This is a genomic window from Comamonas jiangduensis (genome assembly GCF_030162955.1).
GTDB lineage: Bacteria > Pseudomonadota > Gammaproteobacteria > Burkholderiales > Burkholderiaceae_C > Comamonas > Comamonas jiangduensis.
Window position 1 is genome coordinate 1 of record NZ_JARXOV010000017.1, and the last position, 26581, is coordinate 26581.

At 60.3% G+C, this 26581-nt stretch carries 25 protein-coding genes; 17 read left to right on the top strand and 8 right to left on the bottom strand.

Features of this window, described 5'->3' with window-relative positions; genetic code table 11:
- Positions 1 to 249: 249 nt before the first annotated feature.
- A complete protein-coding gene (locus QEP12_RS13075) occupies positions 250 to 660 on the top strand; it encodes a hypothetical protein (RefSeq protein WP_284214531.1) in 411 nt (136 codons plus the stop codon).
- A 134-nt stretch (positions 661 to 794) separates the two neighbouring features.
- Here QEP12_RS13075 and QEP12_RS13080 read toward each other — a convergent pair whose 3' ends face one another.
- Together QEP12_RS13080 and rarD are read right to left on the bottom strand one after the other, a co-directional pair.
- Positions 795 to 1793, bottom strand: a complete 999-nt coding sequence (locus tag QEP12_RS13080; protein ID WP_174862542.1) for a diaminopimelate dehydrogenase — start codon at positions 1791 to 1793, stop codon at positions 795 to 797.
- An 87-nt stretch (positions 1794 to 1880) separates the two neighbouring features.
- Entirely contained in the window at positions 1881 to 2783 is a 903-nt protein-coding gene (gene rarD / locus QEP12_RS13085; RefSeq protein ID WP_174862541.1) for an EamA family transporter RarD, read from the bottom strand.
- 319 nt (positions 2784 to 3102) lie between these two features.
- On the opposite strand from rarD, the gene QEP12_RS13090 reads away from it, so the two are divergent.
- Positions 3103 to 3918: a pseudouridine synthase gene (locus QEP12_RS13090; RefSeq protein ID WP_284214532.1), complete on the top strand. Its 816-nt coding sequence runs from the start codon at positions 3103 to 3105 to the stop codon at positions 3916 to 3918.
- Positions 3919 to 4026: 108 nt separating this feature from the next.
- Here QEP12_RS13090 and QEP12_RS13095 read toward each other — a convergent pair whose 3' ends face one another.
- Positions 4027 to 5028 (bottom strand): DHH family phosphoesterase, encoded by a 1002-nt coding sequence (locus QEP12_RS13095; protein ID WP_219162323.1) that lies wholly within the window; start codon positions 5026 to 5028, stop codon positions 4027 to 4029.
- A gap of 142 nt (positions 5029 to 5170) precedes the next feature.
- Between QEP12_RS13095 and QEP12_RS13100 the strand changes: the two genes are divergently transcribed.
- The 3 genes from QEP12_RS13100 (at position 5171) to QEP12_RS13110 (ending at position 8194) form a co-directional block, all read left to right on the top strand.
- Entirely contained in the window at positions 5171 to 5698 is a 528-nt protein-coding gene (locus tag QEP12_RS13100) for an MgtC/SapB family protein (protein ID WP_284214533.1), read from the top strand.
- A gap of 230 nt (positions 5699 to 5928) precedes the next feature.
- Positions 5929 to 7119 (top strand): M20 aminoacylase family protein, encoded by a 1191-nt coding sequence (locus QEP12_RS13105; protein WP_284214534.1) that lies wholly within the window; start codon positions 5929 to 5931, stop codon positions 7117 to 7119.
- 61 nt (positions 7120 to 7180) lie between these two features.
- Positions 7181 to 8194 (top strand): Bug family tripartite tricarboxylate transporter substrate binding protein, encoded by a 1014-nt coding sequence (locus QEP12_RS13110; protein WP_219162326.1) that lies wholly within the window; start codon positions 7181 to 7183, stop codon positions 8192 to 8194.
- 64 nt (positions 8195 to 8258) lie between these two features.
- Here the strand turns inward: QEP12_RS13110 and QEP12_RS13115 are convergent, their stop codons facing one another.
- Together QEP12_RS13115 and ylqF are read right to left on the bottom strand one after the other, a co-directional pair.
- A complete protein-coding gene (locus QEP12_RS13115) occupies positions 8259 to 10547 on the bottom strand; it encodes a putative bifunctional diguanylate cyclase/phosphodiesterase (RefSeq protein WP_284214535.1) in 2289 nt (762 codons plus the stop codon).
- A gap of 93 nt (positions 10548 to 10640) precedes the next feature.
- Complete coding sequence (gene ylqF, locus QEP12_RS13120; protein ID WP_257469062.1) at positions 10641 to 11588, bottom strand: ribosome biogenesis GTPase YlqF; 948 nt, start codon at positions 11586 to 11588, stop codon at positions 10641 to 10643.
- A gap of 89 nt (positions 11589 to 11677) precedes the next feature.
- Here ylqF and QEP12_RS13125 point away from each other — a divergent pair, with 89 nt between their 5' ends.
- A complete protein-coding gene (locus QEP12_RS13125) occupies positions 11678 to 11908 on the top strand; it encodes a hypothetical protein (RefSeq protein ID WP_219162328.1) in 231 nt (76 codons plus the stop codon).
- A 40-nt stretch (positions 11909 to 11948) separates the two neighbouring features.
- Here the strand turns inward: QEP12_RS13125 and QEP12_RS13130 are convergent, their stop codons facing one another.
- From QEP12_RS13130 to QEP12_RS13140, 3 genes are all read right to left on the bottom strand, one after another.
- A complete protein-coding gene (locus QEP12_RS13130) occupies positions 11949 to 13583 on the bottom strand; it encodes a methyl-accepting chemotaxis protein (protein WP_284214536.1) in 1635 nt (544 codons plus the stop codon).
- Between the two features lie 413 nt (positions 13584 to 13996).
- Positions 13997 to 15526: a glutamate--cysteine ligase gene (gshA, locus tag QEP12_RS13135; RefSeq protein WP_174863164.1), complete on the bottom strand. Its 1530-nt coding sequence runs from the start codon at positions 15524 to 15526 to the stop codon at positions 13997 to 13999.
- A 181-nt stretch (positions 15527 to 15707) separates the two neighbouring features.
- Positions 15708 to 16628: an SDR family NAD(P)-dependent oxidoreductase gene (locus tag QEP12_RS13140; protein WP_284214537.1), complete on the bottom strand. Its 921-nt coding sequence runs from the start codon at positions 16626 to 16628 to the stop codon at positions 15708 to 15710.
- Between the two features lie 619 nt (positions 16629 to 17247).
- On the opposite strand from QEP12_RS13140, the gene QEP12_RS13145 reads away from it, so the two are divergent.
- The 11 genes from QEP12_RS13145 (at position 17248) to QEP12_RS13195 (ending at position 26525) form a co-directional block, all read left to right on the top strand.
- A complete protein-coding gene (locus QEP12_RS13145) occupies positions 17248 to 17544 on the top strand; it encodes a 2Fe-2S iron-sulfur cluster-binding protein (RefSeq protein ID WP_246254243.1) in 297 nt (98 codons plus the stop codon).
- A gap of 214 nt (positions 17545 to 17758) precedes the next feature.
- On the top strand, positions 17759 to 18880 hold the full coding sequence (ribBA, locus tag QEP12_RS13150) for a bifunctional 3,4-dihydroxy-2-butanone-4-phosphate synthase/GTP cyclohydrolase II (RefSeq protein WP_284214538.1): 1122 nt from the start codon (positions 17759 to 17761) through the stop codon (positions 18878 to 18880).
- A 5-nt stretch (positions 18881 to 18885) separates the two neighbouring features.
- Positions 18886 to 19356, top strand: a complete 471-nt coding sequence (ribH, locus tag QEP12_RS13155; protein WP_284214539.1) for a 6,7-dimethyl-8-ribityllumazine synthase — start codon at positions 18886 to 18888, stop codon at positions 19354 to 19356.
- Complete coding sequence (gene nusB / locus QEP12_RS13160; protein WP_174863161.1) at positions 19353 to 19892, top strand: transcription antitermination factor NusB; 540 nt, start codon at positions 19353 to 19355, stop codon at positions 19890 to 19892. Before ribH ends, nusB begins: the two co-directional genes overlap by 4 nt.
- A gap of 102 nt (positions 19893 to 19994) precedes the next feature.
- Positions 19995 to 21179, top strand: coding sequence for a pyridoxal phosphate-dependent aminotransferase (locus QEP12_RS13165; RefSeq protein ID WP_284214540.1), 1185 nt, complete (start codon positions 19995 to 19997; stop codon positions 21177 to 21179).
- Positions 21180 to 21194: 15 nt separating this feature from the next.
- Positions 21195 to 21608 carry a tol-pal system-associated acyl-CoA thioesterase gene (gene ybgC / locus QEP12_RS13170; RefSeq protein ID WP_174863160.1) on the top strand — a complete coding sequence of 138 codons (414 nt, stop codon included), beginning with the start codon at positions 21195 to 21197 and terminating at the stop codon, positions 21606 to 21608.
- Positions 21605 to 22315, top strand: a complete 711-nt coding sequence (gene tolQ, locus QEP12_RS13175) for a protein TolQ (protein WP_219162335.1) — start codon at positions 21605 to 21607, stop codon at positions 22313 to 22315. Before ybgC ends, tolQ begins: the two co-directional genes overlap by 4 nt.
- Positions 22316 to 22330: 15 nt before the next feature.
- Positions 22331 to 22759 carry an ExbD/TolR family protein gene (locus QEP12_RS13180; RefSeq protein ID WP_219162336.1) on the top strand — a complete coding sequence of 143 codons (429 nt, stop codon included), beginning with the start codon at positions 22331 to 22333 and terminating at the stop codon, positions 22757 to 22759.
- A 37-nt stretch (positions 22760 to 22796) separates the two neighbouring features.
- Positions 22797 to 23915 carry a cell envelope integrity protein TolA gene (gene tolA, locus QEP12_RS13185; RefSeq protein WP_284214541.1) on the top strand — a complete coding sequence of 373 codons (1119 nt, stop codon included), beginning with the start codon at positions 22797 to 22799 and terminating at the stop codon, positions 23913 to 23915.
- A gap of 185 nt (positions 23916 to 24100) precedes the next feature.
- The gene (gene trhP, locus QEP12_RS13190; RefSeq protein ID WP_431308090.1) at positions 24101 to 25477 is read left to right on the top strand and encodes a prephenate-dependent tRNA uridine(34) hydroxylase TrhP; all 1377 of its coding nucleotides are present in this window, start codon (positions 24101 to 24103) and stop codon (positions 25475 to 25477) included.
- A 178-nt stretch (positions 25478 to 25655) separates the two neighbouring features.
- Complete coding sequence (locus QEP12_RS13195; protein ID WP_174863165.1) at positions 25656 to 26525, top strand: plasmid replication/partition related protein; 870 nt, start codon at positions 25656 to 25658, stop codon at positions 26523 to 26525.
- Positions 26526 to 26581: the final 56 nt, after the last annotated feature.

A 26581-nucleotide genomic window follows, 5' to 3' on the forward strand; every position in this document is an offset into this window, starting at 1 on the left:
CAGTGCCAGTGCCAGTGCCAGTGCCAGTGCCAGTGCCAGTGCCAGTGCCAGTGCCAGTGCGCCGCGCCCTACCGCCCACCCCTGAGACAACGTGGAAACTCACACCGCCTCGCGGCATATGCACGTATGCAGTCTGTTGCGCGCCGCATTTTTAGCCCACCCTTTTGCCTGTTCATCACCGTGATTCGTTTAACGCTTCTCCTCCCACTCGTTGTGGGCCTTGCCGCCTGCAGCGACTTTCAAGCACGCATGAGCGGCTACCCCACGCAGGACACCGCGTTGAATGTGGAGACCGCCTCCTCCAACGAGATTGCCGACGCCTTGAGCCAGTTGTCGCGCATTGCCGTGCTGGGCGATGACTGGGAATTTTTTGACCCCCAAGACCCATGCACCGTCCATGTCATCGACAAAAGCGCAGGGCAAAACATTGCGTTGCAGCTGATCGGTGCTGAGTTTGATTTAAAGCGCGACGCGCACACCAAAAACTACTACGCCATCATGAAACATGGCGCCACCACCGTACTTGGGCCCGATCACGCCCCGCTGCGCCTGTTTGAGACCGACACCTACCACGATGTGTTTTTTGCCGAAGGCTATCTGCAGGCCTTGGTCAACAAATGCCAGCAAAGCCTCGCACGCGCCGCTCACCCCTACCATTGAAGTGCCCTCTTTAATCAATTTTAATAGCTACTTACGCTTATATATAAAGCGTTAAACCATTTTTTCATCAATAAAAAAGCCCGCTGCGTACACAGCGGGCTTTTTGCTGGGGCTAGTGCAAGTGCAGCGCCTGCTTACAGCGCTTCTTTGCGCAGTTGCTCCGCGCTCTTGGCAGACAGCCAGCCGGGGGCCACGTCAAACACCGTCTTGGCACCGGTCATGCCCCATTGCTGCATGCGGTGCACGGCACGGGCATAGGCCACCAGCACGCTGGAGGTGAACTCAGGATTGCTGTCCAGCTGCAGACGGTATTCCACCACCTGCTTGTTGTCGGCCGAGGTATTGCCGCTGCGAATCACAAAACCACCGTGGGGCATGGCGCTGTGCTTGGCCTTGAGTTCTTCGGCCGTGATGAAGTTGACCGTGGTGTCATACTCATCAAAGTAGTTGGGCATGGTCACAATCGCCTGGCGCACGGCTTGTGCATCGGCACCTTCGGCCAGCACCACATAGCAATCACGCTGGTGCTTTTGGCGCGTGGTCAGCGTGGGGCGGGAGCCGCTGCGCACCGCATCTACCGCGGCTTCCACGGGGATGGTGTACTGCACGCCACCGGCCACACCGGGCACGCGGCGGATGGCGTCGGAGTGGCCCTGGCTCAAGCCCTTGCCCCAGAAGGTGTAGGTGGCGCCATCGGGCAGCAGGGCTTCGCCCATGATGCGGTTGATGGAGAACATGCCGGGGTCCCAGCCGGCAGAAATCAGCGCCGTGGTCTTGCCACCTTGGGCAGCAGCATCGACGGCAGCAAAGTGCTCAGGGATGCGGGCGTGGGTGTCAAAGCTGTCCACAATGCAGAACTTGGCAGCCAGCGCAGGCGACTGCACGGGCAGATCGTCTTTGGAGCCACCGCACAGCACCAGCACGTCCACGCGGTCGGCATGGCCTTCGAGGTCGGCCATCGAAAACACGGGGGTGCCTGCGAACAACGGTGTCAATTGCGCAGGGTCGCGGCGGGTGTAAATGCCTGCCACCACCATATCGGGGTTCTTGGCCACAGCGTTTTCTACGCCGCGGCCCAAATTGCCGTAACCCACCACGCCAATGCGGATGGGGTTTGCTACCTGGGTATCCATGGACCAACTTCCTTTCAAATCAACTGTGAAGGCACCAGGCTTGTGCGCTGCACGCCTGATACCGCATCTCTCATGTTTTGCCGTGCCCTAGGCCGCACGCGCCACGGCGGGGCGGCGCATTTGCCATGCCCCATCCAGTGCCAGCAAGGCCACACCTGCGCCAATCAGCACATACATGGGCTCTTGCCCGGGCTGAATGCGCTCGCCCATCAGCAACGCGGCCAGCACCAGCAGCATGGGCTCCACATACGACAGCAGCCCAAACAAGCCCAGCGGCAGCAAGCGGCTGGCCGCCATGTACAGCGCCAGCGCCACCGCGCTGATCACGCCCAGCAGCGGCACCATCCAGTGCAACATGGCCGTGGCTTGCACAGACTGCCAGCCTGTAGCGCCAGCGGAGGCATCTGCAAACGCAAACCATGCGCACACGGGCAGCATCAGCACCACATCCAGCCAGTGCCCCGCCAGGCTGTTGGTCTTGAGCACCCGGCGCAGCACAAAGTACGCGGGGTAGCCAATCACCACCACCCAGGTGGACCAGGCCAGACCACCGGCATGCCAAATTTCCCAGGCCATGCCGCACGCTGCCAAGGCCGTGGCGGCGGTTTGCAGACCACTCAGGCGCTCTTGGAACACCAGCCGCCCGGCAACCACCATGGCCAGCGGCAACAAAAAGTAGCCCAGCGACACCGGCAGCGCATGTCCATGCAGCGGCGCCCACATAAACAGCCACAGCTGCACACCTGCCAAGGTAGAAGTCAGCAGCAGCATCACCGCAAACGGCCAATGCTGGGCCACCCGCTGCCACAGCGCCCACACCGCCGCACCCTGGCCGCTGTAGAGCAGCCATGCCGTGGTGAATGGAATGGTCATCAGCATGCGCCAGCCAAAAATTTGCTCACCCGTCAGCGGTTGCAGCAGCGGGGCCAGGTAGTAAATGCCACCAAAAATGCATGAAGCCACTACCGAAGCCAAGACGCCCTGAAACATTCCGCCCACTTTCTTGCTCTGTATGCCAGCGCTGCTTGCGCTGCGCCAAAACGATGCAAACCATGCACCAAACCAGTGATTTTCAATCAATTTCGGTGCGCGGCGCGCACATATTTGGCGAGAGCCACCCACACCACCGCGCACACCATCGATGTGCGCCTGGCACAACGCACAAAACCGCAGGCGGTACGCACGTACAGCAAGTCAATCCCACAACGCAGCCAAAGGGGCCGCAGCAGGGCTTACGCCCGCACGCCCATCCCGCCGCCGCTACACTTGCCCGCTTTGCGCCGTCTGTGTGCGCCCTCACTGCCTTGCCATGACCGAAACCCCTGATCGCCCCTGCTACACCCACCCGCTGGAAATTCTTTGGCAGGACGAAGACATGGTCGTGGTCTACAAGCCCGCAGGCTGGCTGGTGCACCGCACCGCCATTGCGCGCCATGAAACCCGCTTTGTGCTGCAAACCCTGCGCGACCAGATTGGCCAGCATGTGTGGCCGGTGCACCGCCTGGACCAAGGCACCTGCGGCGTGCTGGTGTTTGCGCTGAGCAAAGAGGCCTGCCAAAAGCTGGCCGCCTGCTTTGCCGACCACAGCGCCCACAAACACTACCTGGCCTTGGCGCGCGGCTGGCTGCCCGATACCGTGGAGGTGGACTACGCCTTGCAGCCCGACGATGCCCCCGAAGATGCGCCCGCCCAGCCTGCCCAAACCCTGCTGCGCTGCCTGGCGCACCTGGAGTGGCCCGAGGCTTATGACCCGCGCCACGCCAGCACGCGCGTTTCGCTGGTAGAAGCCTTCCCCAAAACCGGCCGCCGCCACCAGATTCGCCGCCACTTGAAGCACGAATCCCACCCCATCATTGGCGACGCCACCCACGGCAAAGGCCCTCTCAACCGCTGGTGGGCCGAGCGCATTGGCCTGCACCGCCTGTGGCTGCATGCGCACGCGCTGGAAATTCCGCACCCACGCACCGGGCAAGTTCTGCGCTTTTGTGCCGACTGGCGCCAACTGGCCCATGTGCCTGAAGTGCAGCAATGGCAGCAACTGCTGGCCGTACCCGGCTGGCAAGCGACCGAACGCGGCTTGCCCGAGAGCTGCAGCACCCTGCTGCCCACCCCAGCAAGCACCTAAAAAGAGAGCTGCTAGCGCACAAAGAAAAAGGACTTCAGATAGATAACTATCTGAAGTCCTTTTCGCATCAGCGCCAGCAGCTATCAATACTGCAGACCCAGCCGTGCGTCACGCCTTCTTGGGCTTGATCCACTTGCCCTCTTCGTCAAACTCCAACAGCGGGGCAGGCACCAAGTCATAGCTAGCGCTGGGGTCGGCCTTGAGCTCGCCCGTGAGCAAATCCAGCAAACGGGCGTTGTCCATCTTGAAGCCGCAGGCCTGCGCGTGACCACCGCCGCCAAAGCTTTCGGCCAGCGGAATGCAGTTGAAATCCGAGCGCGAACGCAGGCCCACCTTCACGCCCTTGGTGCCGGCGTGCCACATCAGCGCAAAGCTGCCGCTTTGGCGCGAGAGGATATCGCCCACCTGGCTGTGGAACACGCCGGGGCTATTGACCATCAAACCTTGCATGCCGTTGAACGTGAGCACCTGCGCACCGCTGGCAATGTCTTGGCACAGGCTCTGGAACTTCTCATCCATCGCACCGCCGCGCGCCATGAAGGTGGCTTCTTGCTCGGGCGTGAAAGCGGCAATTTCGGCCCAGCGCTCAAAGGTGCGCACCTCCATGTCCAGCGCAGCCAGGAAGGGCGCGCTCTCGGCAAACTCCCACTTCCAGATGTCGCGGTCTTCGATGTACTTGATCAGGCCGGGTACGGGCTTTTCGGGGTGGAAAAACTCCCAGCCCAAACGCGCACCGGACTTGTTCATGTCAAAGTGCACCACGCCGCACTGGCACTGGTAGCCCGTCAGCTTCTCGGCCGCGCTCTTGTGGTGGTCCAGCACCACCAGCTTGCTGACCTTGGATTCAATCTCGGCCATCAGCACGGGCTCAAACGCAAAGTCCACCACGTACACCGCACGGCCTTCCAGGTCTTCACCCAGATCCGCTGCGGTCTGGATTTCACCGTGGTCCAGCCCGCGGTATTCGGCCTTGTCACCGTAGAACAGCCACGCCGCCATGGCAGCGCCAAAACCATCGGGACAGCGACGACCGTGGTAGAGGATGAGGGGACGCACGTCTTGCAAAGACGGTTGTACAAACAATTGCAGGGGCAAAATGGTGTTTTTCATGTGGCCTACATTGTCGCCGCATGCGCGCAGCTGTGCATTTCATCGCTCCAAGACGACAAGCATTTGGCCGAGATTCCGCACACACCCCTTTGCGGCTTGCCTGCACCATGGGGAGATTGCATCTCAACCAAGGAGCCAGGCCATGCAAGACTGGTGGCAGCAAGTGGCCCACACCGCAGTGGCCGAGTTTTCTGATGTTCCCGATCCCGCACAGGCCACGCGCATCGTGATGCGCCTGTGTCTGGCAGCCCTGCTGGGTGGTCTGTTGGGCTGGGAGCGCGAAGCGATCGGCAAAGCCGCCGGGGTGCGCACCCACATGCTGGTGTGCATGGGATCGGCCATGTTTGTCATGATTGCGCTGCAAACCGGCGCGCAGGCCAATGAGGCCAGCCGGGTCATGCAAGGCGTGATTGCCGGGGTGGGCTTTCTGGGGGCCGGCACCATCCTGAAAGAAAACACCAGTGCCCAAGGTTTGCCACAAGTCAAGGGGCTCACCACCGCCGCAGGCATCTGGTTGACGGCCGCCATTGGTGTGGCGGCGGGCATGGGCGAGGAAGCTACCGCCGTCCTCAGTGCCTTGCTGGCCTATGGCATCTTGCGCCTGGTACCCACACTGGTCAGCCGCACCGAAGTAAAACAGGCATCACCGCCTCAACCCACGCGCGATTGATGCAAGTTTGGAATGATTCAATTTCGCCACCGCATGCCTATTGAAAATCCCATCATCGCAACTACTTATTCATAATCAACAGCTTAGAAGAAAAAATCAGCACACACCCAAAGACCTTGCCACACTTGATTACATTCCACCAGGGCAGACAACCCGTCTGGCAAGACCCATAATGGTTTCTCCTACGTATCAGTGACTGGTGCACGAAGCTGTGCCAGCCACCCCAACTGATGAATACCGCCAACGACATCACCCCTTATTTGGGGACATTGCTCAACTTCCGTCACGATCTGCACGCGAACCCTGAGCTGCGCTACGAAGAGAACCGCACGGCCGACAAGATTACGGCCTACCTTCAGGCACTGGGCCTGCCCCTGCACCGCGGTCTGGGCAAAACCGGCGTGGTTGCCACCATCTACGGCAAAGGCCGCTCCAAAGACAATCCCGGGCGCTCCATCGGTATCCGTGCCGACATGGACGCCCTGCCTGTGCAAGAAACCACAGGTGCCGCGCACGCCAGCTGCGTGCCCGGAAAAATGCACGCCTGCGGCCACGACGGCCACACCACCATGCTGCTGGGCGCGGCCACCTTGCTGTCCAAGAACCCCAATTTTGACGGCACCGTACACCTGATTTTCCAACCCGCAGAAGAAGGTGGCGCAGGTGCCAAGGCCATGATGGACGACGGCCTGTTCCAACTTTTCCCGTGCGATGCCGTGTTTGCCCTGCACAACTGGCCCTCGCTGCCCCAAGGTCAGATGGCCGTACGCGTTGGCCCCATCATGGCGTCCACCCTGCGCTTTGAGATCCGCGTGCGCGGCAAGGGCGGCCATGCGGCCATGCCCCACAAAACGCTGGACCCCATCCCTGTCGCCTGCGCCATCGTGGGCCAGTTGCAGACCTTGGTCTCGCGCGGCGTAGACCCGCTGGACAGCGCGGTGCTCACCATCGGCAAGATCGAAGGCGGCACCGTGGAAAACATCATCCCTGATGAATGCGCCATCTATGGCACCGTGCGCACGCTGAGCAAGTCAACACAGGAATACATGGTGGATGGCTTGAAGCGTATTGCCAGCCACGTGGCGGCTGCGCACCTGTGTGAAGCCACCTACATCCACAAGCCTGGCTACCCCAACACCACCAACACCGCCGATGAAGCACGCTTCATGGGCGAAGTGATGGCAGAGATGGTGGGCGCAGACAATGCCTTCCCCGACATCGCCCCTGCCATGACTGCGGAGGACTTTGGCTTCATGCTGGAAGAAGTTCCCGGCGCCTATGGCTGGATTGGCAACGGCCCCAATGGCCAGCCCGGCGTGGGTCTGCACAACCCCGGCTATGATTTCAACGACGACAATATCGAGCTGGGTTCGCACTTTTGGGACACCCTGGCTCGCCGCTGGTTCGAACAAAAGCGCTAAGCAAGCGTCCACTTGCCCAAACCGCGCCCAGGCGCGGTTTTTTTATGGCTGGAGAATTTGCATGAACATCACACACCGCAACCCCATTCAGCGCCGCCACCTGCTGCTGGCAGGCGCCAGCCTTGCCGCTGCTGGCCTGCCATCACTGGCCAGTGCGGCCAAGGCAAATGCCGCAGCATCCACTTGGCCCAGCAAACCCATTCGCCTGATTGTTCCCTACCCCGCCGGCGGCATCAATGATGTGGTGGCACGCATGTTGGGCGACCAGATGGGCCAGACGCTGGGCCAGCCCTTTGTGGTGGACAACAAGCCGGGGGCCGGCGCCACCATTGGCATGGCAGAGCTTGCCAAGGCTGATGACCAGCACACCTTTGCGTTTGGTGCCATCAGCCCGCTCACGCTCAACCCGTATCTGATGAAGGTGGCTTACGACCCGATGCACGACATCATCCCGGTTGCCAGCGTGATGTATGCCCCCGTCTATGTACTGGCAACCACCGCCTTTCGCGGCCGCAGCTTTGCCGATGTGCTGGCGCAAGCCCAGACACGCCAAGGTGTCAGCGTGGCGACTTCAGGCTACGGCACGCTGGCGCACATCATGGTGGAGCAGCTCATCCGCGCAACTGGCGGCAAGTTTGTGCACGTACCCTACAAAGGCGGCAGCCAATTGGTGACCGACGCCGCTGGCGCGCAGTTCGATTTGCTGCTGGCCAACCCTTTTGCGCCCATCAATGCACTGATTGAGCAAGGCAAGCTGCGCGTACTCGCAACCACAGGCCCTCAGCGGGTGCCTGCGTTCAAAGACACGCCCACGCTGGGCGAGCTGGGTTTTGACAAAGCCAACCAGACCTCGCTCTTTGGCTTCTACGCACCGCGCAATACCGAACCTGCAGTGATTGAGCGCTTTCATGCCGAGGTCAACCGGATAGTGCTCAGCCCCGAGATGCGCCAGCGCCTGCGCAAGCTCGACAACGTTCCCCGGGCCTCCAAGCAAGAAGACTTTGCCACCGCGGTGCGCAAAGACTATGCGCTCAACGGCGTGGTGATTGAGCAGGCCCATATCCGCGTGGAATAAGCCCGCCACCAAGCCTGGGCTCCCTTCGCTGCGCCCCATGCGCAGCACCGCTGTCTTACCAGCTTCAACTGGCCATGCCCAACTGCGGATTGAGCAACCAATCTTGGGCTAGCACCGGGCGACTGAACAAGTAGCCCTGGCACAAGATGCTGGGCTCCCACGCTTGCAGCAGCTCTGCCTGGGCGGCTTGCTCCACCCCCTCTGCCACCACGCGCAGATCTTTGGAGCTGGCCACCATCAACAGCGCCTGCACCAGCACACTGTGCTCGGACATGGGGGCCAAATCATGAATGAATGCCTGATCGAGTTTGATTTCCTGAATCGGCAAACGCATCAGATACGCCAAGGATGAATAGCCCGTACCAAAGTCGTCCAAGGCAAACTGCACGCCCAATGCACGCAAAGCCACCATTTTTCGGATGGTGCCCTCCACATCGTTGAGCAACAGGCTCTCCGTCACCTCCAGCGTCAGCAGCTGCGCGGGAGCGCCCGTGCGCTGCAGCACATCGCGCACCTTGTCCACAAACTGCGGCTGGCGAAACTGCACCGTGCTGACGTTGACCGACAGCCCACAGCCCTGGGCTTGCACGCGCGGATCATTGAGCAGCAAACACACCTGCTCCATCATCCAGTCGCCCAGCGGCACAATCAGGCCACAGCTTTCCGCCACCGGAATGAAATCGCCCGGCGCAATCAACCCTTTGACCGGATGCTTCCAGCGCACCAAGGCCTCCGCGCCTGCCACACGGCCATTCATGTCCACCTGAGACTGCAAAAACACCTGCAGCTGCCCTTCGTCCAGCGCGACGAGCAACTCTTTTTCCACCTGCATACGCCGCTGGATGGACTCATCAAGCAGTTCTGAATAGGAATGCACCTGCCCACCGCCTTGGTGCAGTGCTTGGCTCAACGCCACGCTGGCGCGGCGCAGCACATGGTCTGCACTGTCGGTCCTCAGCCCATCCTCCACAAAGGGGAACACGGTAAAGCCCACGCTGCAACTGAGTTTGACCGTCTCTGGCCCTTCAGCCAGGCTGGTAATTTGGGTCATGCGCAAACCCTCTTGCAACTCCTGCGCCACCGCATAGGTGTGCATGCGTGCCCCATAGCGGGATTGCCCCACCGCAGGCACGATGACCGCAAATTGGTTGATGCGAATGCGCGCCAGTTTGGCAACACTGGGGGCCACGGCGCGCAGCCGCTGCACAAACGACTGCACCAAAGCGTCCATCCAGCCACGGCCTCGCGTAATTTCAAAGTTCTGATAACGATCAATTTCCACCAGCAGCAAGGCGTGCCAGTCGTGGTGCTCGCCATAACGTTGCGGGCCCTGCCCACTTTGCAGTGCAACCAGCATCTCATCGAGCAGCTCTTGCACCGCATGCCGGTTGAGCAACTGGGTCACGCTGTCATGCTTTTGCAAATGCAAGATGCGGTTTTCTGCTTCTAGGCGCTGTGAAATATCATGGCGGTTCTCCACCAGATAGCTCACCAGACCTTGCGCATTCAGCACAGGGGCAATGCGCACGTCATCGACCACGATGTCGCCATTTTTCAGCCGGTTGCGCACCGTGTCTTGCCAAGCCTGGCCGGTTTCTACGGTTTGGCGCATCTCCTGGTACTGCTCCTGTGTCAGCCCCGTCAAAGAAACCTGCCGAGAGGGCAGCCCCATGACCTCGCTGCGCAGGTACCCCGTACGCTCCTCATAGGCAGGGTTGGCGTAAATCACATGGCCCTGCAAATCGACCACCAAAATGCTGTCGGGAGACTGTTCCACCGCCTGGTACAGCACATGGAGTTGCTGCTTGTGCTGCTCCAGCGTGCTCAAGGATTCGCGCAAGTCTTCCAGATGCCTGCGGTAGCCCTGCAGCATCAGCCCAGTGATGCCCAGCAAGAAAAACAGCACGTAGCTGACGGACAGCATCTGTGCCCAGTCGATATAGCCCCAGTGAATCAGCCCAATACCCAGCAAGATCACCGCGAATGCGGCGATGCTGGCCTCAACCATACCCAACGTCCAGGCGGCAAATACCACCAGCACCGTCAACACCAGCAAGCTGGTCGAGGGCTGAAACGCAAAGTCCCAGGCAAAAAAGCTGGTCAGCGCCACAGCCCCCACAACCAGCCAACGGGCTGCCCAGCGCCAATGACCGCGCCAAATCAGAAGCAGTGCAATCCCAGCAATCAAGGTGGCCAAAGGGCCGCCCCACCAGCGGTTGCTCCCCTGCACCGCAAAAATGGTGGTCAACCAGCCCATGCCGCCATACCAGATGCTGATGAGTACAGCCCCAATACGTGCATACGCCAGCGCAGGTGAAGAACGGGTGTTGTGAGGTTGCGCGAAGGTGAACATCGAAGCGAAGGCTATGGGCAACAACTGGGAGCCAAAGATTGCTCACAGCCTGCTACACCCACGCTCCGCACGGCGTAGGTAGAAATGCTGTTTTCAGCGCGGCTTGCGCCCTTTTTTACGGGCTTGGGCCTGCGCATCCTTTTTGGCCTGGCGCTCGGCATCGGCCACCGCAGCCACTGCAGCCCACTGCTCAAATTCTTCAGGCGTCTCTAAGGTGATGCGCCCCAGCATATGGGTGCGGTAGTCGGTAATCACAATCTCCGCCGCTTTTTGCAGGTTTACACGCCCGCCACTCATCACGCAGCCGCGCTTGCGGCCAATCGCCTCGAGCAACTCATCGTCATGCAAGGCCTGAATTTGCGCCACGCCCAGACCCAGCTTGAAGCGGTCTTCCAAGTTTTGGGGATAGTGCTTTTGCAAGATCAGCAGCAGCTCCAGCGCCACCAGTTCTTCGTCGTAGGCATTGCGCCCCACAGAGCCCGAAGCCGCCAGGTTAAAGCCGCTTTGCGCGATCGAGATACGGGGCCAGAGCATGCCCGGCGTGTCCCACAGGTAAAAGTCGGCATCCAGCACAATCCGCTGCTCATCCTTGGTCACCCCGGCTTCGTCGGCCGCCTTGGCCTGTTTTTTACCGCTCATGGTGTTGATCAAGGTGGATTTGCCCACATTGGGCACCCCGCAAATCAGCACCCGCATGGGCTTGGCCATGCCCCCACGGTTGGGTGCCAGCTGGCGGCATGTCTCCACCAGACGGCGGGCCGGGGCCACTTCTTCGGCATCCATGGCAATCGCACGGGTATCGGGCTGGGCGTTGTACCAATCCAGCCATTGCTGGGTTTTGACGGGATCGGCCACGTCCTGCTTGTTCAGCAGCTTCATACGCGGCTTGTGGCCCGTGAGCTCTTGCAGCAAGGGGTTGAAGCTGGAGCCGGGAATGCGCGCATCCAGCACCTCAATGACCACGTCAATGTCTTTCACACGCTCTTCAATGAGCTTGCGCGTGGAATTCATGTGACCGGGGAACCATTGGATCATCTGCATGGCGAAGGGCTTTCTGACGTTCTTGTTATCGGGGAGCGAAGGGCAGCAAGGATAATCGCAAGCTGTTATCTCGTCCCCAACGCCCGATCATGTCCTCCCAACGCTCCAAACCATCTGCCCCCCCTTTGAACAACGACATGCTGGTGCGCGGCGTGATTTTGGTGCTGATTGGCTTGATTTTGATCATCGCCCCGCACTTCATGTCCGCCACGCCCACCCGCGAGCTGTTTGAGCACGCCCGCATTCCTGCATGGTTCTCCCTGGTGCTGGGCGCTGCCTTTGTCGGCCAGTACGCCCTGCGCCGCCGCAAACAAAAATAAAAGAACCAAAAACGGCTCTAGCGCTTGATACACCAGCGCTTTAAGCTATTAATTTTCTTTCATCCTGCAATTTAAAGACGGCCACTTGCTCGGCCAGGTGACCTGCCTGCGCATGCAAGCTGGCGGCAGCTTGGCTGCTGGCCTGTACCAGCCGGGCGTTGTCCTGCGTCATGCCGTCCAGCGCCACCATGGTGGTGTGCAACTGCGCCATGCCCTGGCTTTGCTCCTGGGCTTTGTGGGTGATGCCCCCCACCAGGCTGCTGACGTGTTGCACATCGCGCACGATGCGCTGCATGCGCTGACCGGCATCTTGCGCCAGCCCAGCCCCCGACTCCATTTGCTCCAAAGAGCTGGTAATCAAGGTTTTGATCTGCCGCGCCGCATCGGCACTGCGCAGCGCCAGAGCACGCACCTCGGCGGCTACCACGGCAAAGCCCCGGCCTTGCTCGCCCGCACGCGCGGCTTCCACCGCCGCGTTGAGCGCCAAGATATTGGTCTGAAACGCAATCCCATCAATCACCCCGGTGATGGCGGCAATCTCCGCGCTTTGGGCGCGCAAGTTGTCCATGCTGTGCACCATCTGCTGCACCACAGCACCGCCATCGCTGGCCGACTGCGCCGCCGAGGCAGACAACTGGTGCGCCTGCCCGGCGTTGGCCACCGAATCCGCCAGTTGCTGGCTGATTTGCTCAATCCCAGTAACCGCCAACTGCAGTTGCGCATCGGTGTGCTGGGTGCGCTGCGCCAGCTCGGAATTGCCTTGTGCCAAGTGGCTGGCCGTTTGCGTGACATGGCCCACACCGCTGCGCACCTGCGCGACCACGCTGTGCAACTGCTGGCCCATGCTGGCAAAAGCGCGCAGCAAACTGCCCATTTCATCCTTGCGGTTTTCCGTCACCTGCTCCGTCAAATCACCGCGCGCAATCGCTTGCGCCAGCACCACAGCTTGCGCCAAGGGTTGGGTGATGGAGCGCGTGATGGCCACCGAAATCCACACCCCCACCACCAGCAATACGGCATACACCGCCAGCGCCCACAACTGCGCCGACTGGCGCGCCTGTGCTGCCGCCTCTTGCGCGGCCTGGCGCGCATGCTGCAGCTGCTCCAGCCACTGCGTTTGGGTTTGCAAATATTGCTGCGCAGCGGGTTGCAGCGATGCTTTGACCAGCCGCTCCGCCTCCCAGGCCATGCCCAAATCCCGGGCTTTGAAAGTTTGCGCATAGCTTTCGCGCAGCGCGGCCTCTTGCACGGCCAACTGCTCCCCCAAGCTGCCCTGCAGCGTCATGGTCTGCAGCAAGTCATGGGCTTGCGCCAGGTTGTCGCGCGCTTTGCCGGCAAAAGCGGCAATCACGGTTTCTTCGGAGGAAAGCACGCTGGCCAGTGCCGTCTCCACACCCTGGTGGGTCAGGGCCTGCCATTGCTGTGCCCGGGCAATGCCATCATCGTGCCGTTGCAAGCTGGCAGCTGCGCCCTGCTCCACCTGCTGCAGGTAGGCAATCAAGCCACCAGCCACCAGCACGCCGCACAGCAGCAGGCCACCAAAGACGACCGCCATCTTGGTGGCCACTGGCCAGTGGCGCAGCATGCCACCCTGGGTACGCAGCGCGGGTAGCGGTGATTTTTCTACCCCATCCGCCACGGATACGGGAGCTAAAGAAGAGGCAGGGAGCGACATAGCAGCAAACATCTCAACATGGAGTGCTTGCCAATTTAGTGCTACAAAATGTCAACACTGTGACAGTCGGATGACATCAAGGCCATGCGTACCCGCACGGCATCGGCCACGTTTCACACAAAACAAGAGCAGCTAGCGTATGCAAAACTTTGGTTTGCAAGTGTTTTATATCTAAAACCTAGATTTCACGAGCGCTAGCAGCTCTTATTTTTTACCCTCTCACCCACCCATGCGCAATCCGTAACGCCTGTGCCGCGCCGCTGGTACAGCATCGCAAAGCGGAGGTGGATGTTAGAGGTAACAGACAAACCTACCGCCAGCATGCCCACAGCAAGGCGGCGTGAAACACACGGTGCAGCAGCGCATCCGGGCCGCGTTAGCAAGCCGGGCGCAGCAAGCGCGCCGAGTGGGTGTTAACCCAGCGCCGCAGGATCCATGTACCGCTGGCGCCACGCTTCGAAAGTGCCCGTGTCCGCGGCCTCAATGGCGCGCTGGTCTTGCTCGGACTTTGCGGCCAGTTGCGCCCATTGCGCCTGCTGGGCGTCCGTCCACGGCAGACTCAGCAAATGCTCGCGTACCCACAGCGATTGGGTCAAGCCAAACTGCATAAAGCTGTTGCCGTGCAGGCGGTGCGTATGATCCAGTACACGGGCAGACGGCGTGGTCTCAGGCTGCGCCACACGCGACTGCGCCAAGGCCAGGGCCTCGCTGTACGCATCGGTGCCGTGGGTGGCATCCAGCGCCTGCGCAAAGGGCAGGCACTCGTCCAGCACCTGCTGGGCCCAGCTGCTGAGCAGCACCTGTTCGTTGCCGCGCTGCAGCATCAAGCCGGGCTCACGGCCGCGCTCCGCCACCAGATGCTGGTTGTGCTTGAGCTGAGTGATCTCTTCGGGGCAATCGTTGGGGCTGTCGGTCAGCAGGCAGTGCAGCAAGAACACATCCAGCATCCGCATGGTGGATGCGTTGATGCCCACGGGCTCAAATGGATCCAGATCCATCAAGCGCACTTCCACATATTCCACACCGCGCTCACGCAAGGCATGCAAGGGGCGCTCGCCGCTGTGGGTGGTGCGCTTGGGGCGGATGGTGCCGTAGAACTCGTTTTCAATCTGCAGCAAGCTGGTGCCCAGCTGGTTGTAGTCACCGCCGGGGTTGCGAATGCCCAGTTGCTCGTACGCGGGGTAGGGCTGGGTCAATGCCTGGTAGAGCGAGTCGGCATAGCCATCCAGCCCGTTGTAGCTGACGTTGATCGATGCCTGCGCATCGCTTTGGTAGCCCAGACGCCCCATGCGCAGCGAGGTGGCATAGGGCAAATACAACGCTTTTTGCCCATCGCCCAACGGCAGCAAGCGGTGCTCACGGCCTTCCACAAAGCAGGGACACAGGGCTGGTGATGCGCCAAACAAATACAGCAGCACAAACGCGTGGCGGCGAAAGTTGCGGATCAAGGCGAAATATTCTTCGCTGCTAACGCCCGGCATGGACCAGTTGTAGTGAATGCCCGAAATGGTCTGCATACGGCGGCCATAACGGTGACCCAGCCCCATGCGGTAGACGCTTTTGGAACGCCCCGAGTGGGAAGATCCATAGCGCCCCAGTGGAATAGTTTCATCGGTGGGCAGGCCACAGGGCATGCTAGATGCCCAAACCATCTCTTCACCCAAAGCAGCCATGCTGCGCAGCGTGTATTGGTGCACTTGCTGCAATTCATCCAGGCACTCTTGCACGCCCAGGTGCGCTGAAGTGATCAGCTCCAACTGCGATTCACTGTAGTCTGTGGTGATGTGCGGGTGCGTGAGGGCAGAGCCCAAGCCCGCTGGGTGCGGTGTCAGTGCCAAAAAGCCCGTAGGCAGCACGCGCAAGCCTTCTTTTTCAATACCGCGACGGATACCGGACAGACGCTCGGCTGCGGGAAATAGCGACGGCTTGGGCTTGGAATTCATTCTTTTCGGCTGTTGCGTTCAAAAAAACGGGGGACAACCTTAGCATGCCTCTCCCACACACGGTGATGATAGAGACATGCTTTTTGATGTGACACACCGCGCTTGCATAACCACGTGGCGGCTGTGCCGCCGCAGCACGTGATTGCACACTGACTTTGTAACGGCTAAATGGCCGTGTCTATCAGACAGAGGCTGACTGCGCGGCCATCGCCTTGCCCACCTCCAGCTGCCCCTGCGCCGCACCACTTTGTGGCATCTGCTCGCCCGTGCGGTCTGTCACCGCGCCCAGTTGCGCAGCAAGTTGCTCGGCAGCATCTTCGCCGGCACCCACATACACGCCTTGCGTCAACGTGATGTGCGCCGCCTCAAAGCCGCCGGCACCCGCACACAAAATGGTGCGCGTGGGCGCATCTGCATGTGCCAGCACCAGCATGGCAGGCACCACCGCTTCGGGCTTGAGGGCCGCCAGCACCGCTTCCGGCATCAAACCTTCCGTCATCCGCGTGGCCGCCGTGGGTGCCAAGGCATTCACATGGATATTGTGTTTAGCGCCCTCAATCGCCAGCGTCTGCATCAGCCCCACCTGCGCCATCTTGGCGGCGCCATAGTTGCTCTGGCCAAAGTTGCCATACAGGCCCGAGGAAGAGGTCGTCATGACAATGCGCCCGTAGTTTTGGGCCTGCATATGGGGCCAGACGGCTTTGCAGCAATTGGCCGCGCCCATCAGGTGCACCTCCACCACCAAGCGGAAGTCCTCCATCTGCATCTTGGCAAAACTCTTGTCACGCAAGATGCCTGCGTTGTTGACCAGAATGTCGACGCGCCCCCAAGCGTCCACCGCCTGCTGCACCATCGCCTGCACGGCCGCGAAATCCGTGACCGAAGCGCCATTGGCCATCGCCTGCCCACCCATCGCGCGGATTTCATCGACCACTTTTTGCGCCGCAGACACGCTGGCGCCAGAGCCATCCACCGCACCACCCAAGTCATTGACCAGCACTTTGGCACCCCGGCGCGCCAAAGCCAGTGCATGTTCGCGCCCCAGACCGCCACCGGCGCCCGTCACGATGGCCACCTGCCCCTCAAACGACAATTTTTGCATCTTCATCTCCTTAGTTTGTATGCATGCTTGTATGAATGCGTGCTTGACCTGTCATGGGTGGAGCACTGTACGCACAGCCTCTGGTGTTCGCGTTCGCCGATGCGACTCTGGGGCTCAACGCGCTTATCCACGGCAACACGGCACAAGCATGTGGACAAACTTTGCAGGGCTGTAAACAACTGCGCTAAGCCCTTGTTTTACAAACCCCGATGGCATTTGCACATTTTTTCATCACCGCCCCAAACCCCGGCAACACTTAGCCCGCATTTCTCTTGACAATCCTGTGGACAACCTAACGGAAAGCAAGCAACAACAAAACCAAGTACTTGTTTTCAAAAGAACTATTAAAAGCTGACTGTTTTTTCATCAGTCTGCGCAACTCGTAACAGCAACCTCAGGCACGCCTTGAACACCTGCGGCTAACAGGCAGTTGCCCCCAAATTGACTGGACAACCATGTGGATAAGCCATCCGATAGACCCTGATGACCGCACAAGTACTTGATCTACAAGGCCCAGAAGTTCTCTGCCTATTTTTTAAGCATCTTGCACACTAGCTACTGGTCAGCGCGTATGCGGCGACAATCCCTGCCCATACCGATCGTCCGCCCTGGGAAAACCGTGAGCACACCTCTGTCACCTGAACTATTTACCGTCAAACTCGAACCAAGCGGCCAGCAATGCGATGCATGGGCAACCGACACCCTGCTCGACTCCATTGAGATGGGCGGCCTGCAATGGCCCAGCTCCTGCCGCAACGGCACATGCCGCACCTGTTTGGGGTACATCCGATCTGGCAGCGTGCACTACCAAATTGACTGGCCCGGTTTGACCGCAGAAGAAAAAGCCGAAGGCTGTGTACTGCCCTGCGTGGCTTACCCCAACGGGAATGTCAGCTTGCAAGACCCTGAAAATTGACCCAGTGCAGCAGGGCAATCTCTGCACCCGCTCAACAAAGCACTAAAATGCCAGCTTTCCACAGAAGCCAGCACCATCCGGCGCATGGCTATTAGCGACGGATGACGTCTGCACACATGTTCTTTGGACGCATGCACCACGCATGCTGGGCGGGTGCCCATACCAAGGCCGTGCTGGCGGCAACCCGACAGGCAAATCCAAGGAACGACACCCCATGAACACCCCACTCACACCCGTGCAGATTTCGCCGGTGGAAGACATCGTTGCCGAAATGCGTGCTGGCCGCATGGTCATCTTGGTCGATGAAGAAGACCGCGAAAACGAGGGGGACTTGGTACTGGCGTCCGACCACGTCACGCCTGAAGCCATCAACTTCATGGCCAAGTTTGGCCGCGGCCTGATTTGCCTGACGCTGACCCGTGAACGCTGCGAATTCCTCAAACTGCCCCCGATGGCGGCACGCAACGGCACCGTGTACAGCACTGCATTTACTGTCTCCATCGAAGCCGCCGAAGGCGTCACCACCGGCATTTCCGCTGCTGACCGCGCACGCACCGTGCAAGCTGCAGTGGCTGCAAATGCCAAGCCCACCGATTTGGTACAGCCCGGTCACATCTTCCCGCTGCAAGCCGTAGATGGTGGCGTGCTGATCCGCGCCGGCCACACTGAAGCTGGGTGTGATTTGGCAGGTATGGCTGGCTGCACGCCGTCTTCCGTCATCTGCGAAATCATGAAGGACGACGGCACCATGGCCCGTCTGCCTGATCTGCAGCTGTTTGCCGCAGAACACGGTCTGAAGATTGGCACCATTGCGGACCTGATTCAGTACCGCAGCCGCAATGAATCGCTGCTGCAAAAAGTGGGCAGTCGCTCACTGCAAACCCCTTGGGGCGAGTTCACTGTCCACCTGTTCCAGGACAAGCCCAGCCAATCGGCGCACATGGCCCTGGTCAAAGGCACCTGGAGCGAGACAGACGAAGTGCCCGTGCGCGTACACGAACCCCTGTCCGTACTGGATGCGCTGGAAGTCAACCGCTCCATGCACTCCTGGGGGCTGGACACCAGCTTGCAATACCTCAACGCGCAAGGCCAGGGCGTGGCCGTGCTGCTCAACTGCGGCGAAAGCGCAGACCAGTTATTGGCGCAGTTTGAAGGCAGCGCCCGCTCTGCACAGGCGCCTGAGCGGGGGCGTATGGATCTGCGCACCTACGGCATTGGCGCACAAATTCTGCGCGAATGCGGTGTGCACAAAATGAAACTGATGGGCCAGCCCCGCCGCATGCCCAGCATGGCCGGCTACGGTCTGGAAATCACCGGCTATATCACCAAGGAATAACCAAGATGCTGAACGCTGACAAAGGCGCTGCCACTTCGCTGAACGGTCAAGGACTGCGTATTGGCATTGTTCAAGCCCGCTGGAATGAAGGCATTACCAATGCACTGGCCCAAGCTTGCCACCAAGAGTTGCTGGCCACCGGCGTGCAAGACGCAGACATCGACCATGTCATAGTGCCCGGCGCACTCGAAGTGCCTGTGGCCCTACAAGCCATGGCCGAGCGTGGTGGCTACGATGCCCTGATCGCACTGGGTTGCATCATTCGTGGGGAGACATACCACTTTGAGCTCGTAGCCAACGAATCGGGCGCAGGCGTCACGCGCCTGAGTCTGGACTACCGGCTGCCGATTGCCAACGCAATCATCACCACTGAAAACCTCGAGCAAGCGATTGCCCGCCAGACCGAAAAAGGTCTGGACGCAGCGCGTGTGGCCATAGAAATGGCCACACTGCTCCACACACTGAAAAAATCATGAGCGACGAATACGCATCCGCACCGGCTGGCAAAAGCAGCCCTCCCCGCACCAAACGCACGGGCTTGACCAGCACCGGCGCACGCAAGGCGGCTTCCAAAGCCCCGCGCACGCGTTCGCGTGAATTTGCGCTGCAAGGCTTGTACCAGCACATCGTGGGCCGCAACGACGCCACATCCATCGATATGTTCACCCGCGACCTGGCAGGCTTTCACAAGTGCGATGCGCTGCACTATGACGCGCTGCTGCATGGTTGCATCAAGCTTGAAGAAGACTTGAACGCACTGATCACGCCCAAGCTGGACCGCAAGCTGCAAGAGCTGTCGCCCATCGAGCACGCTTGCATGTGGATTGGCGCTTATGAGTTGATGCACTGCATGGATGTGCCATGGCGCGTTGTGCTCAATGAAGTGATTGAGCTGGCCAAGGAATTTGGCGGCACGGACGGACACAAGTACGTCAACGGCATCTTGAATGCACTGGCGCCCGAGCTGCGGGCTACCGAAGTAGAGGCCGACAAGGCCGGCAAAACCGCCTAATATTGGCTCCTTGCAAAAGGCAGCGCGCCCAGCAGGCCGCTGCCTTTTTTATATGCTTTTGTGTGAATTCCAACGTGACAGCGCTTTGCGCTTTGCTTGCCCATGAAGTTTTCTACGCGCGCCGAAAAGATCGATCCCTTTTACGTCATGGAAGTGGCCAAAGCCGCCCAGCAACTGGCCCAAGAAGTTGCCAGCAGCCCCGAGCCCATGATCTTTTTGAACATCGGCGAGCCTGACTACACCGCCCCCGAGCAAGTACAAGCCGCCGCGCAGCGCTGCATCACGACAGGTAGCACCCAGTACACCAATGCGCTGGGCCTTGAGCCTTTGCGCGAAGCCATCAGCCAGTGGTACCTCACACGCTTTGATGTGGATGTGCCTGCGCGGCGCATCGTGATTACGGCAGGTGCCTCAGCTGCGCTGCAGCTGGCCTGTTTGGCCCTGATTGAAGCGGGCGATGAAATCCTCATGCCCGACCCCAGCTACCCCTGCAACCGCCACTTTGTGAGCGCAGCAGAAGGCGTGGCAAAACTGATTCCCACCAGCGCGGCAGAGCGCTACCAGCTCAGCGCAGACCAAGTGGCCGCGCACTGGGGCGAACAAACCCGTGGCGTGCTGCTGGCATCGCCCTCCAACCCCACCGGCACCTCGATTGATCCGGCTGAACTGCGGCGCATCCACGACGTGGTCAAGTCCAAGGGCGGCATCACCATCGTCGATGAAATCTATCTGGGCCTGTCGTACGAAGAGGCTTTTAGCCACAGCGCGCTGGCCATCAGCGACGACATCATCTCCATCAACAGCTTCAGCAAATACTTCAACATGACGGGCTGGCGCTTGGGCTGGATGGTGGTGCCCGAGGCCATGGTGCCGGTGGTGGAGCGCATGGCGCAGAACCTGTTCATTTGCGCCTCCACCATCGCCCAGCACGCCGCGCTGGCATGCTTTAGCCCCGAGAGCATTGCAATTTTTGAAGCACGCCGCGCAGAATTCAAGGCACGCCGCGACTATTTTCTGCCTGCACTGAAAGAGTTGGGCTTTGGCATTGATGTCATGCCCGACGGCGCTTTCTACGCCTGGGCAGATTGCACGCCGCTGTGTGCCAAGCTGGGCGTCAAAGACAGCTGGGAGTTTGCCTATGCGCTGATGGAGAAGGCGCACCTGGCCATCACGCCAGGGCGCGACTTTGGCACGGCAGACACCGCCCGTTATGTGCGTTTTTCGACCGCCAACTCCATGGAGCAGCTGCAGGAGGCCGTACGCCGCATGCAAAAGCTTTTTCAGTAACGCAAGGGAACTTTGATGGCCTTCACCTTTCCCATCCGGGTGTACTGGGAAGATACCGACGCCGGCGGCATCGTCTTTTATGCCAACTACCTCAAGTTCTTTGAGCGTGCGCGCACCGAATGGCTGCGCAACCTGGGCGTAGAACAGCAAAAACTGCGTGATGAAGTCGGTGGTATGTTTGTGGTCACTCAGGCCGAGATCAACTATCTCCGACCTGCGCGTCTGGATGACATGATCGACGTGAGCGCTGTGTTGCAATCGGCAGGCCGCGCGTCGTTCACCATTGCGCAGCAAGCTTTTTTGCGGCCTGTGTCATCCGATCAAGCGCCACAGCTGTTATGTGAAGGCAGCATTCGCATTGGTTGGGTCGATGCCACTACCATGCGCCCTGCCCGTATTCCGAACTCCATCGTGGAAAAACTCTCATGAACGCAAGCCAAGACATGTCCATCCTCAGCCTTATTTTGCAGGCCAGCTGGGTGGTGCAATTGGTCATGTTGATTTTGGTCGTCGCCTCCGTAGCAAGTTGGGCGACTATTTTTCGCAAGTCCCAGGCCCTCAAGCAGGTGCGCCAGTTCAACGAATCGTTTGAACAAGATTTCTGGTCGGGCCAAAGCCTCAACGACCTCTACAACAGCGCCACGCAAAACGCCAAAAACGGCGGCCCGATGGAACGCATTTTTGCCAGCGGCATGCGCGAGTACAAAAAACTGCGTGAGCGCCGCATCAACGATAGCGGCACCTTGATGGACGGCACACGCCGCGCCATGCGCGCCAGCTTTCAGCGTGAAATGGACGAAGTGGAGTCCGGCCTGTCCTTCTTGGGCACCGTTGGTTCGGTCTCGCCCTATGTGGGCCTGTTTGGCACGGTCTGGGGCGTGATGCACGCCTTCACCGGCTTTGCCAATATGGAGCAAATCACCCTGGCCACCGTGGCGCCCGGTATTGCCGAAGCCCTGGTGGCCACCGCCATGGGCCTGTTTGCCGCCATTCCCGCAGTGACCGCTTACAACCGCTATGCCAACACCATTGACCGGATTGCCAACAGCCAAGAGACCTTCATGGAAGAGTTCACCAACATCTTGCAACGCAATGTGAGTGGTCCCTCCGCAAGCGCCACGGCTTCGGGCTATTGAAGGCAGGAGCATCACATGCCAGCAGCCAGCTCCCGAGGTCGCGGTCGCCGCACCGTCAATGAAATCAATATGGTGCCGTTCATCGACGTGATGCTGGTGCTGCTCATCATCTTCATGGTGACAGCACCCATGCTCACGCCCGGCGCCATCAATGTGCCCAGTGCCGGCAAGTCCACCAAACCTGCCGTCAAAAACGTGGCCCATGTGCTGATGAACGCCGATGGCAGCATCCGCATCAAAACCCCCAATGGCGAGCAGGCCGTGTCGCTGCAAGAGCTGGGAGTGGTGGCGGCGACCTGGCAGTCCAACCAGCCGGAAGACAGTGCGGTCATGATCCAGGCCGACAAAGGCCTGACCTATGAAGCCGTTGTGACGGCCATGGGCGAGCTGCAAGCTGCGGGCGTCAAGCGCGTGGCACTCGGCGTGAAATCCGCCGCCAAATAATTTTTTACGCGCTTCGTTCACAGCCTTGTTGTCCTCCATGTCTTCTCGCCTCGATCACGACCCATTTGCCCCTCCCCGGCAGTCCAAAAAACTGCGCAACTGGGTGATGGCATTGCTGGCACACGCCATTTTGGTGGGTGCCTTCGTATGGAAAGTGAGCCCTCCCGATGCGGTGGAGCAAGCTGCCGTCGAGGCTGAGCTGTGGGCCGAAAACTTTGAGCAAGCGGCGCCACGCGCGCCCACGCCACCGCCTGCCCCGGTGCTCGAACCCACTCCAGCCCCCAAGCCGGAACCTGAGCCCGAACCGGTTCCGCTGCCGCCCCCGCCACCTGCGCCGCCCCAGCCCAGCCAGCAAGAGCTGCAGGCCCAGCGCGATGCTGAGCTGGCACTGCAAGAGCGCAAGCACAAGGAAGCCGAGCTGAAAAAGCAGCGTGAGCTGGAGGCCCAAAAGGCCAAGGAAAAGGCAGAGCAGGAAAAAGCCAAGCTCGACAAAGAGAAGGCCGAGCAAGCGCGCAAAGACAAGATCGAGCAAGACAAGCGCGAAAAGCTGGAGCAGCAAAAGCGCGAGAAAGCCGAGCAGGAAAAGAAAGAGCGTTTAGAGAAGGAAAAACGCGACAAGGCTGAGAAAGCCCAAAAGGAAAAAGCCGAGAAAGCCGAAAAAGAAAAGGCTGAGAAGGCCAAGGCTGAAGCCGAAAAGAAGGCTGCCGACGACAAGCGCAAAAAAGAGCAAGCAGCCCAAGAGGCCAAGGCCGCCAAGGAGCTGGAGCGCATGCGCCAGGAAAACCTGCGTGCCATGGCGGGCCTGGCAGGCTCGGGCGGCAGCGGCTCGGCCGAAAAGAGCAGCGGCCCCAACGGCGGCAAGGGCACTGGTGGTGGCACTGCGGGTCACTCTGCGGGCTACGGCGCGCGCGTGGCGGCCAAGGTCAAGCCCAACATCGTCTATCCCGATGTGGTCAGCGGCAACCCGCGCGCCGAAGTGCGTGTGCGTGCGGCGCCCGACGGCACCATCACCGGGGTGCAGCTGGTCAAATCCAGCGGCAACAAGGCCTGGGACGACGCCGTGGTGCGCGCCCTGCACAAGACCGAGACCCTGCCCAGAGACACCAACGGCAAAGTACCTGCGGACTTCTTGATCGGCTTCCGCCCACAGGACTAAATTTTTTGTATAGCGCTTAGCGCTGGTTTTGCAAGGACTTCAGATAGATATCTACCTGAAGTCCTTATTTATTCAGCGCAAGCAGCTCTTTTATTGAAAGCACCCGGCGCTGTCCCACGTTGACTGCAGGTACATGTCCCCAGTGCCGTGACGGACTGACGCCAATCAAGGAAAATAAGCCCCCTATGAAAGCCCCTGAACTGCTGCTTCCCGCCGGCTCGCTTGAAAAAATGCGCGCCGCCTATGACTTTGGCGCCGACGCTGTCTACGCTGGCCAGCCGCGCTACTCGCTGCGCGCGCGCAACAACGATTTCCGCATCGAACAGATTGCGCAAGGCATCCAAGAAGCCCACCAGCGCGGCAAGAAGTTCTTTTTGACGTCCAACGTCATTGCGCACAACGACAAAATCCGCACTTACCTGCGCGACATCGAGCCCATCATCGCCATGAAGCCCGACGCGCTGATCATGGCCGACCCCGGCCTGATCATGATGGTCAAGGAAAAGTGGCCCGAGGCCGTGATTCACCTTTCCGTGCAGGCCAACACCACCAACTACGCCACCGTCAAGTTCTGGCAGAAGATGGGCGTGGAGCGCATCATCCTCTCGCGCGAGTTGAGCCTGGACGAGATCGAAAAGATCCGCCAGGAATGCCCCGACATGGAGCTGGAAGTGTTTGTGCACGGCGCGCTGTGCATTGCCTACTCGGGCCGCTGCCTGCTGTCGGGCTACTTCAACCGCCGCGACCCCAACCAGGGCACCTGCACCAACGCCTGCCGCTGGGAATACAAGACCCACGGCGCCGATGTGGACCCCAACACGGGCGAAGCGCTGGGCCAGGCCATGGACAAAGGCTTCAATTTTGAAGACGCCAAGAACGACCTGGACAACCAGTTCACCAGCACCTGCGGCGACCAAAAGCGCCACCCCAAGGCCGACGCCATCTACCTGCTGGAAGAAAAAGGCCGCCCTGGCGAGATGATGCCCATCATGGAAGATGAGCACGGCACCTACATCATGAACTCCAAGGACTTGCGCGCCATTGAGCACGTGGAGCGCCTGGCCAAGATTGGGGTCGATTCGCTCAAGATCGAAGGCCGCACCAAGAGCCTGTACTACGTCGCCCGCACCGCGCAAACCTACCGCCGCGCGATCGACGACGCAGTGGCCGGTCGCCCCTTCAACCCGCACCTGATCACCGAGTTGGAAGGCCTGGCCAACCGTGGCTACACCGGCGGCCTGCTGGAGCGCCGCCCCGCCAACGACTACCAGAACTACGAAACCGGCACCTCGGTGCTGCAGCGCAGCCACTTTGTGGGCACCGTGCGTGGCTACGAGAACGGCATGGCCGAGATCGAAACCATGAACCGCTTCTCGGTAGGTGACATGATCGAAATCATCCACCCCACGGGCAACCGCACCATGAAGCTGGAGCAGATGTTCAACCTGGAGGGTGAACCCGTGCAAGTGGCTGCGGGCAACCCCGTGCGCGTGCGCATTCCCGTGGAAGGCCCGGTCGAAGGCGGCTTGATCTCGCGCCTGCTGCACCCTGAGAACGCATAAAACTTCATAGCTGCTTGCGCAGACTGGATAAGCGCTAGAGGCCAAAAAGGCTTCTAACCCTATACCCACTGCGCGCTGCAGCTTCTTTGCAAAGGCACCTTCGGGTGCCTTTTGACTTTCCTCTTTGACATTCGCAGGCAGCCCGCTACAGTGCATGGCCCGCTTGCATTGGAATCCCATGAGCCCCGAAGACATCGTTGTTCTGCCTGAACTCAAGGCCTATATCGACCCCCTCACCCCCGACGAATATGAATCGCTGGAACGCAGCATCCTCGACGAAGGCTGCCGCGACGCGCTGGTGCTGTGGGGCAACATCCTGGTGGACGGCCACAACCGCTTTGGCATTTGCCAAAAGCACGGTCTGCCTTTCAAAACCATCCAGAACGAGCGCTTTCAGAACATGGAAGACATCCACCTGTGGATGATCGACCAGCACCTGGGTCGCCGCTCCGTCTCTGACTACCAGCGCGGTGTGCTGGCCCTGCGCAAGCGCGAAATCATTGCTGAGCGCCGCGCGCAAGCCGCCGCTGCCGTGCAAGCCGCCAAGGCCGAATGCAGTGCCGAAGCGCCCTGGGACGGTGACACCGATCCCGCCGTGGCCCAGGCCCTGGCCTGCTCCCCCAAGGTGCCCGACGAAGCGCTGGACACGCGCGAAGCCCTGGCCCGCGCCGCGCGCCTATCGGCCGGCCAGGTCAAGATGATCGAGACCATCCAGCAAAAAGCTGCCCCCGAAGTGGTGGCGGCAGTAAAGGCTGGCGAGCTGTCGCTCAACGCTGCAGCCGTGGTGGCCACCTTGCCCGTGGAGGAGCAGCAAGCCGTCGCTGCTGAAGGTGCTGACGGCCTCAAACAAGCGGCCAAGCGCGTGCGCGAGGCCAAGAAAAAACCCAAGGCCGACAAACCCGCAGCAGCCGACGAGGGCAGCCTGGACGCCGCCCCGCTTGCCTCCGCCGAAACGCTGCAGGCACGCGTGACCGAGCTGGAGGCCGAGAACGAACGCCTGCGCCTGCAGGTCAAGACCCTGCAGGAGCTGCTGGCTGAACAGGCTTGAACCCGCACGGTTACACCCTGCCACAGCGCGTCGCCGAGGGGATCGGTGGCGCGCTT

What these genes read in the sequence shown, in the direction of transcription:
- trhP (WP_431308090.1), top strand. Translation starts at nt 24,101, where the DNA reads ATGAAAGCCCCTGAACTGCTGCTTCCCGCCGGCTCGCTTGAAAAAATG.
- QEP12_RS13195 (WP_174863165.1), top strand. Translation starts at nt 25,656, where the DNA reads ATGAGCCCCGAAGACATCGTTGTTCTGCCTGAACTCAAGGCCTATATC.
- gshA (WP_174863164.1), bottom strand. Translation starts at nt 15,526, where the DNA reads ATGAATTCCAAGCCCAAGCCGTCGCTATTTCCCGCAGCCGAGCGTCTG.
- tolQ (WP_219162335.1), top strand. Translation starts at nt 21,605, where the DNA reads ATGAACGCAAGCCAAGACATGTCCATCCTCAGCCTTATTTTGCAGGCC.
- QEP12_RS13075 (WP_284214531.1), top strand. Translation starts at nt 250, where the DNA reads ATGAGCGGCTACCCCACGCAGGACACCGCGTTGAATGTGGAGACCGCC.
- QEP12_RS13080 (WP_174862542.1), bottom strand. Translation starts at nt 1,793, where the DNA reads ATGGATACCCAGGTAGCAAACCCCATCCGCATTGGCGTGGTGGGTTAC.
- QEP12_RS13090 (WP_284214532.1), top strand. Translation starts at nt 3,103, where the DNA reads ATGACCGAAACCCCTGATCGCCCCTGCTACACCCACCCGCTGGAAATT.
- QEP12_RS13130 (WP_284214536.1), bottom strand. Translation starts at nt 13,583, where the DNA reads ATGTCGCTCCCTGCCTCTTCTTTAGCTCCCGTATCCGTGGCGGATGGG.
- QEP12_RS13105 (WP_284214534.1), top strand. Translation starts at nt 5,929, where the DNA reads ATGAATACCGCCAACGACATCACCCCTTATTTGGGGACATTGCTCAAC.
- nusB (WP_174863161.1), top strand. Translation starts at nt 19,353, where the DNA reads ATGAGCGACGAATACGCATCCGCACCGGCTGGCAAAAGCAGCCCTCCC.
- QEP12_RS13115 (WP_284214535.1), bottom strand. Translation starts at nt 10,547, where the DNA reads ATGTTCACCTTCGCGCAACCTCACAACACCCGTTCTTCACCTGCGCTG.
- ribBA (WP_284214538.1), top strand. Translation starts at nt 17,759, where the DNA reads ATGAACACCCCACTCACACCCGTGCAGATTTCGCCGGTGGAAGACATC.
- ribH (WP_284214539.1), top strand. Translation starts at nt 18,886, where the DNA reads ATGCTGAACGCTGACAAAGGCGCTGCCACTTCGCTGAACGGTCAAGGA.
- QEP12_RS13100 (WP_284214533.1), top strand. Translation starts at nt 5,171, where the DNA reads ATGCAAGACTGGTGGCAGCAAGTGGCCCACACCGCAGTGGCCGAGTTT.
- QEP12_RS13110 (WP_219162326.1), top strand. Translation starts at nt 7,181, where the DNA reads ATGAACATCACACACCGCAACCCCATTCAGCGCCGCCACCTGCTGCTG.
- QEP12_RS13165 (WP_284214540.1), top strand. Translation starts at nt 19,995, where the DNA reads ATGAAGTTTTCTACGCGCGCCGAAAAGATCGATCCCTTTTACGTCATG.
- QEP12_RS13140 (WP_284214537.1), bottom strand. Translation starts at nt 16,628, where the DNA reads ATGCAAAAATTGTCGTTTGAGGGGCAGGTGGCCATCGTGACGGGCGCC.
- ybgC (WP_174863160.1), top strand. Translation starts at nt 21,195, where the DNA reads ATGGCCTTCACCTTTCCCATCCGGGTGTACTGGGAAGATACCGACGCC.
- QEP12_RS13125 (WP_219162328.1), top strand. Translation starts at nt 11,678, where the DNA reads ATGTCCTCCCAACGCTCCAAACCATCTGCCCCCCCTTTGAACAACGAC.
- QEP12_RS13180 (WP_219162336.1), top strand. Translation starts at nt 22,331, where the DNA reads ATGCCAGCAGCCAGCTCCCGAGGTCGCGGTCGCCGCACCGTCAATGAA.
- ylqF (WP_257469062.1), bottom strand. Translation starts at nt 11,588, where the DNA reads ATGCAGATGATCCAATGGTTCCCCGGTCACATGAATTCCACGCGCAAG.
- QEP12_RS13095 (WP_219162323.1), bottom strand. Translation starts at nt 5,028, where the DNA reads ATGAAAAACACCATTTTGCCCCTGCAATTGTTTGTACAACCGTCTTTG.
- tolA (WP_284214541.1), top strand. Translation starts at nt 22,797, where the DNA reads ATGTCTTCTCGCCTCGATCACGACCCATTTGCCCCTCCCCGGCAGTCC.
- rarD (WP_174862541.1), bottom strand. Translation starts at nt 2,783, where the DNA reads ATGTTTCAGGGCGTCTTGGCTTCGGTAGTGGCTTCATGCATTTTTGGT.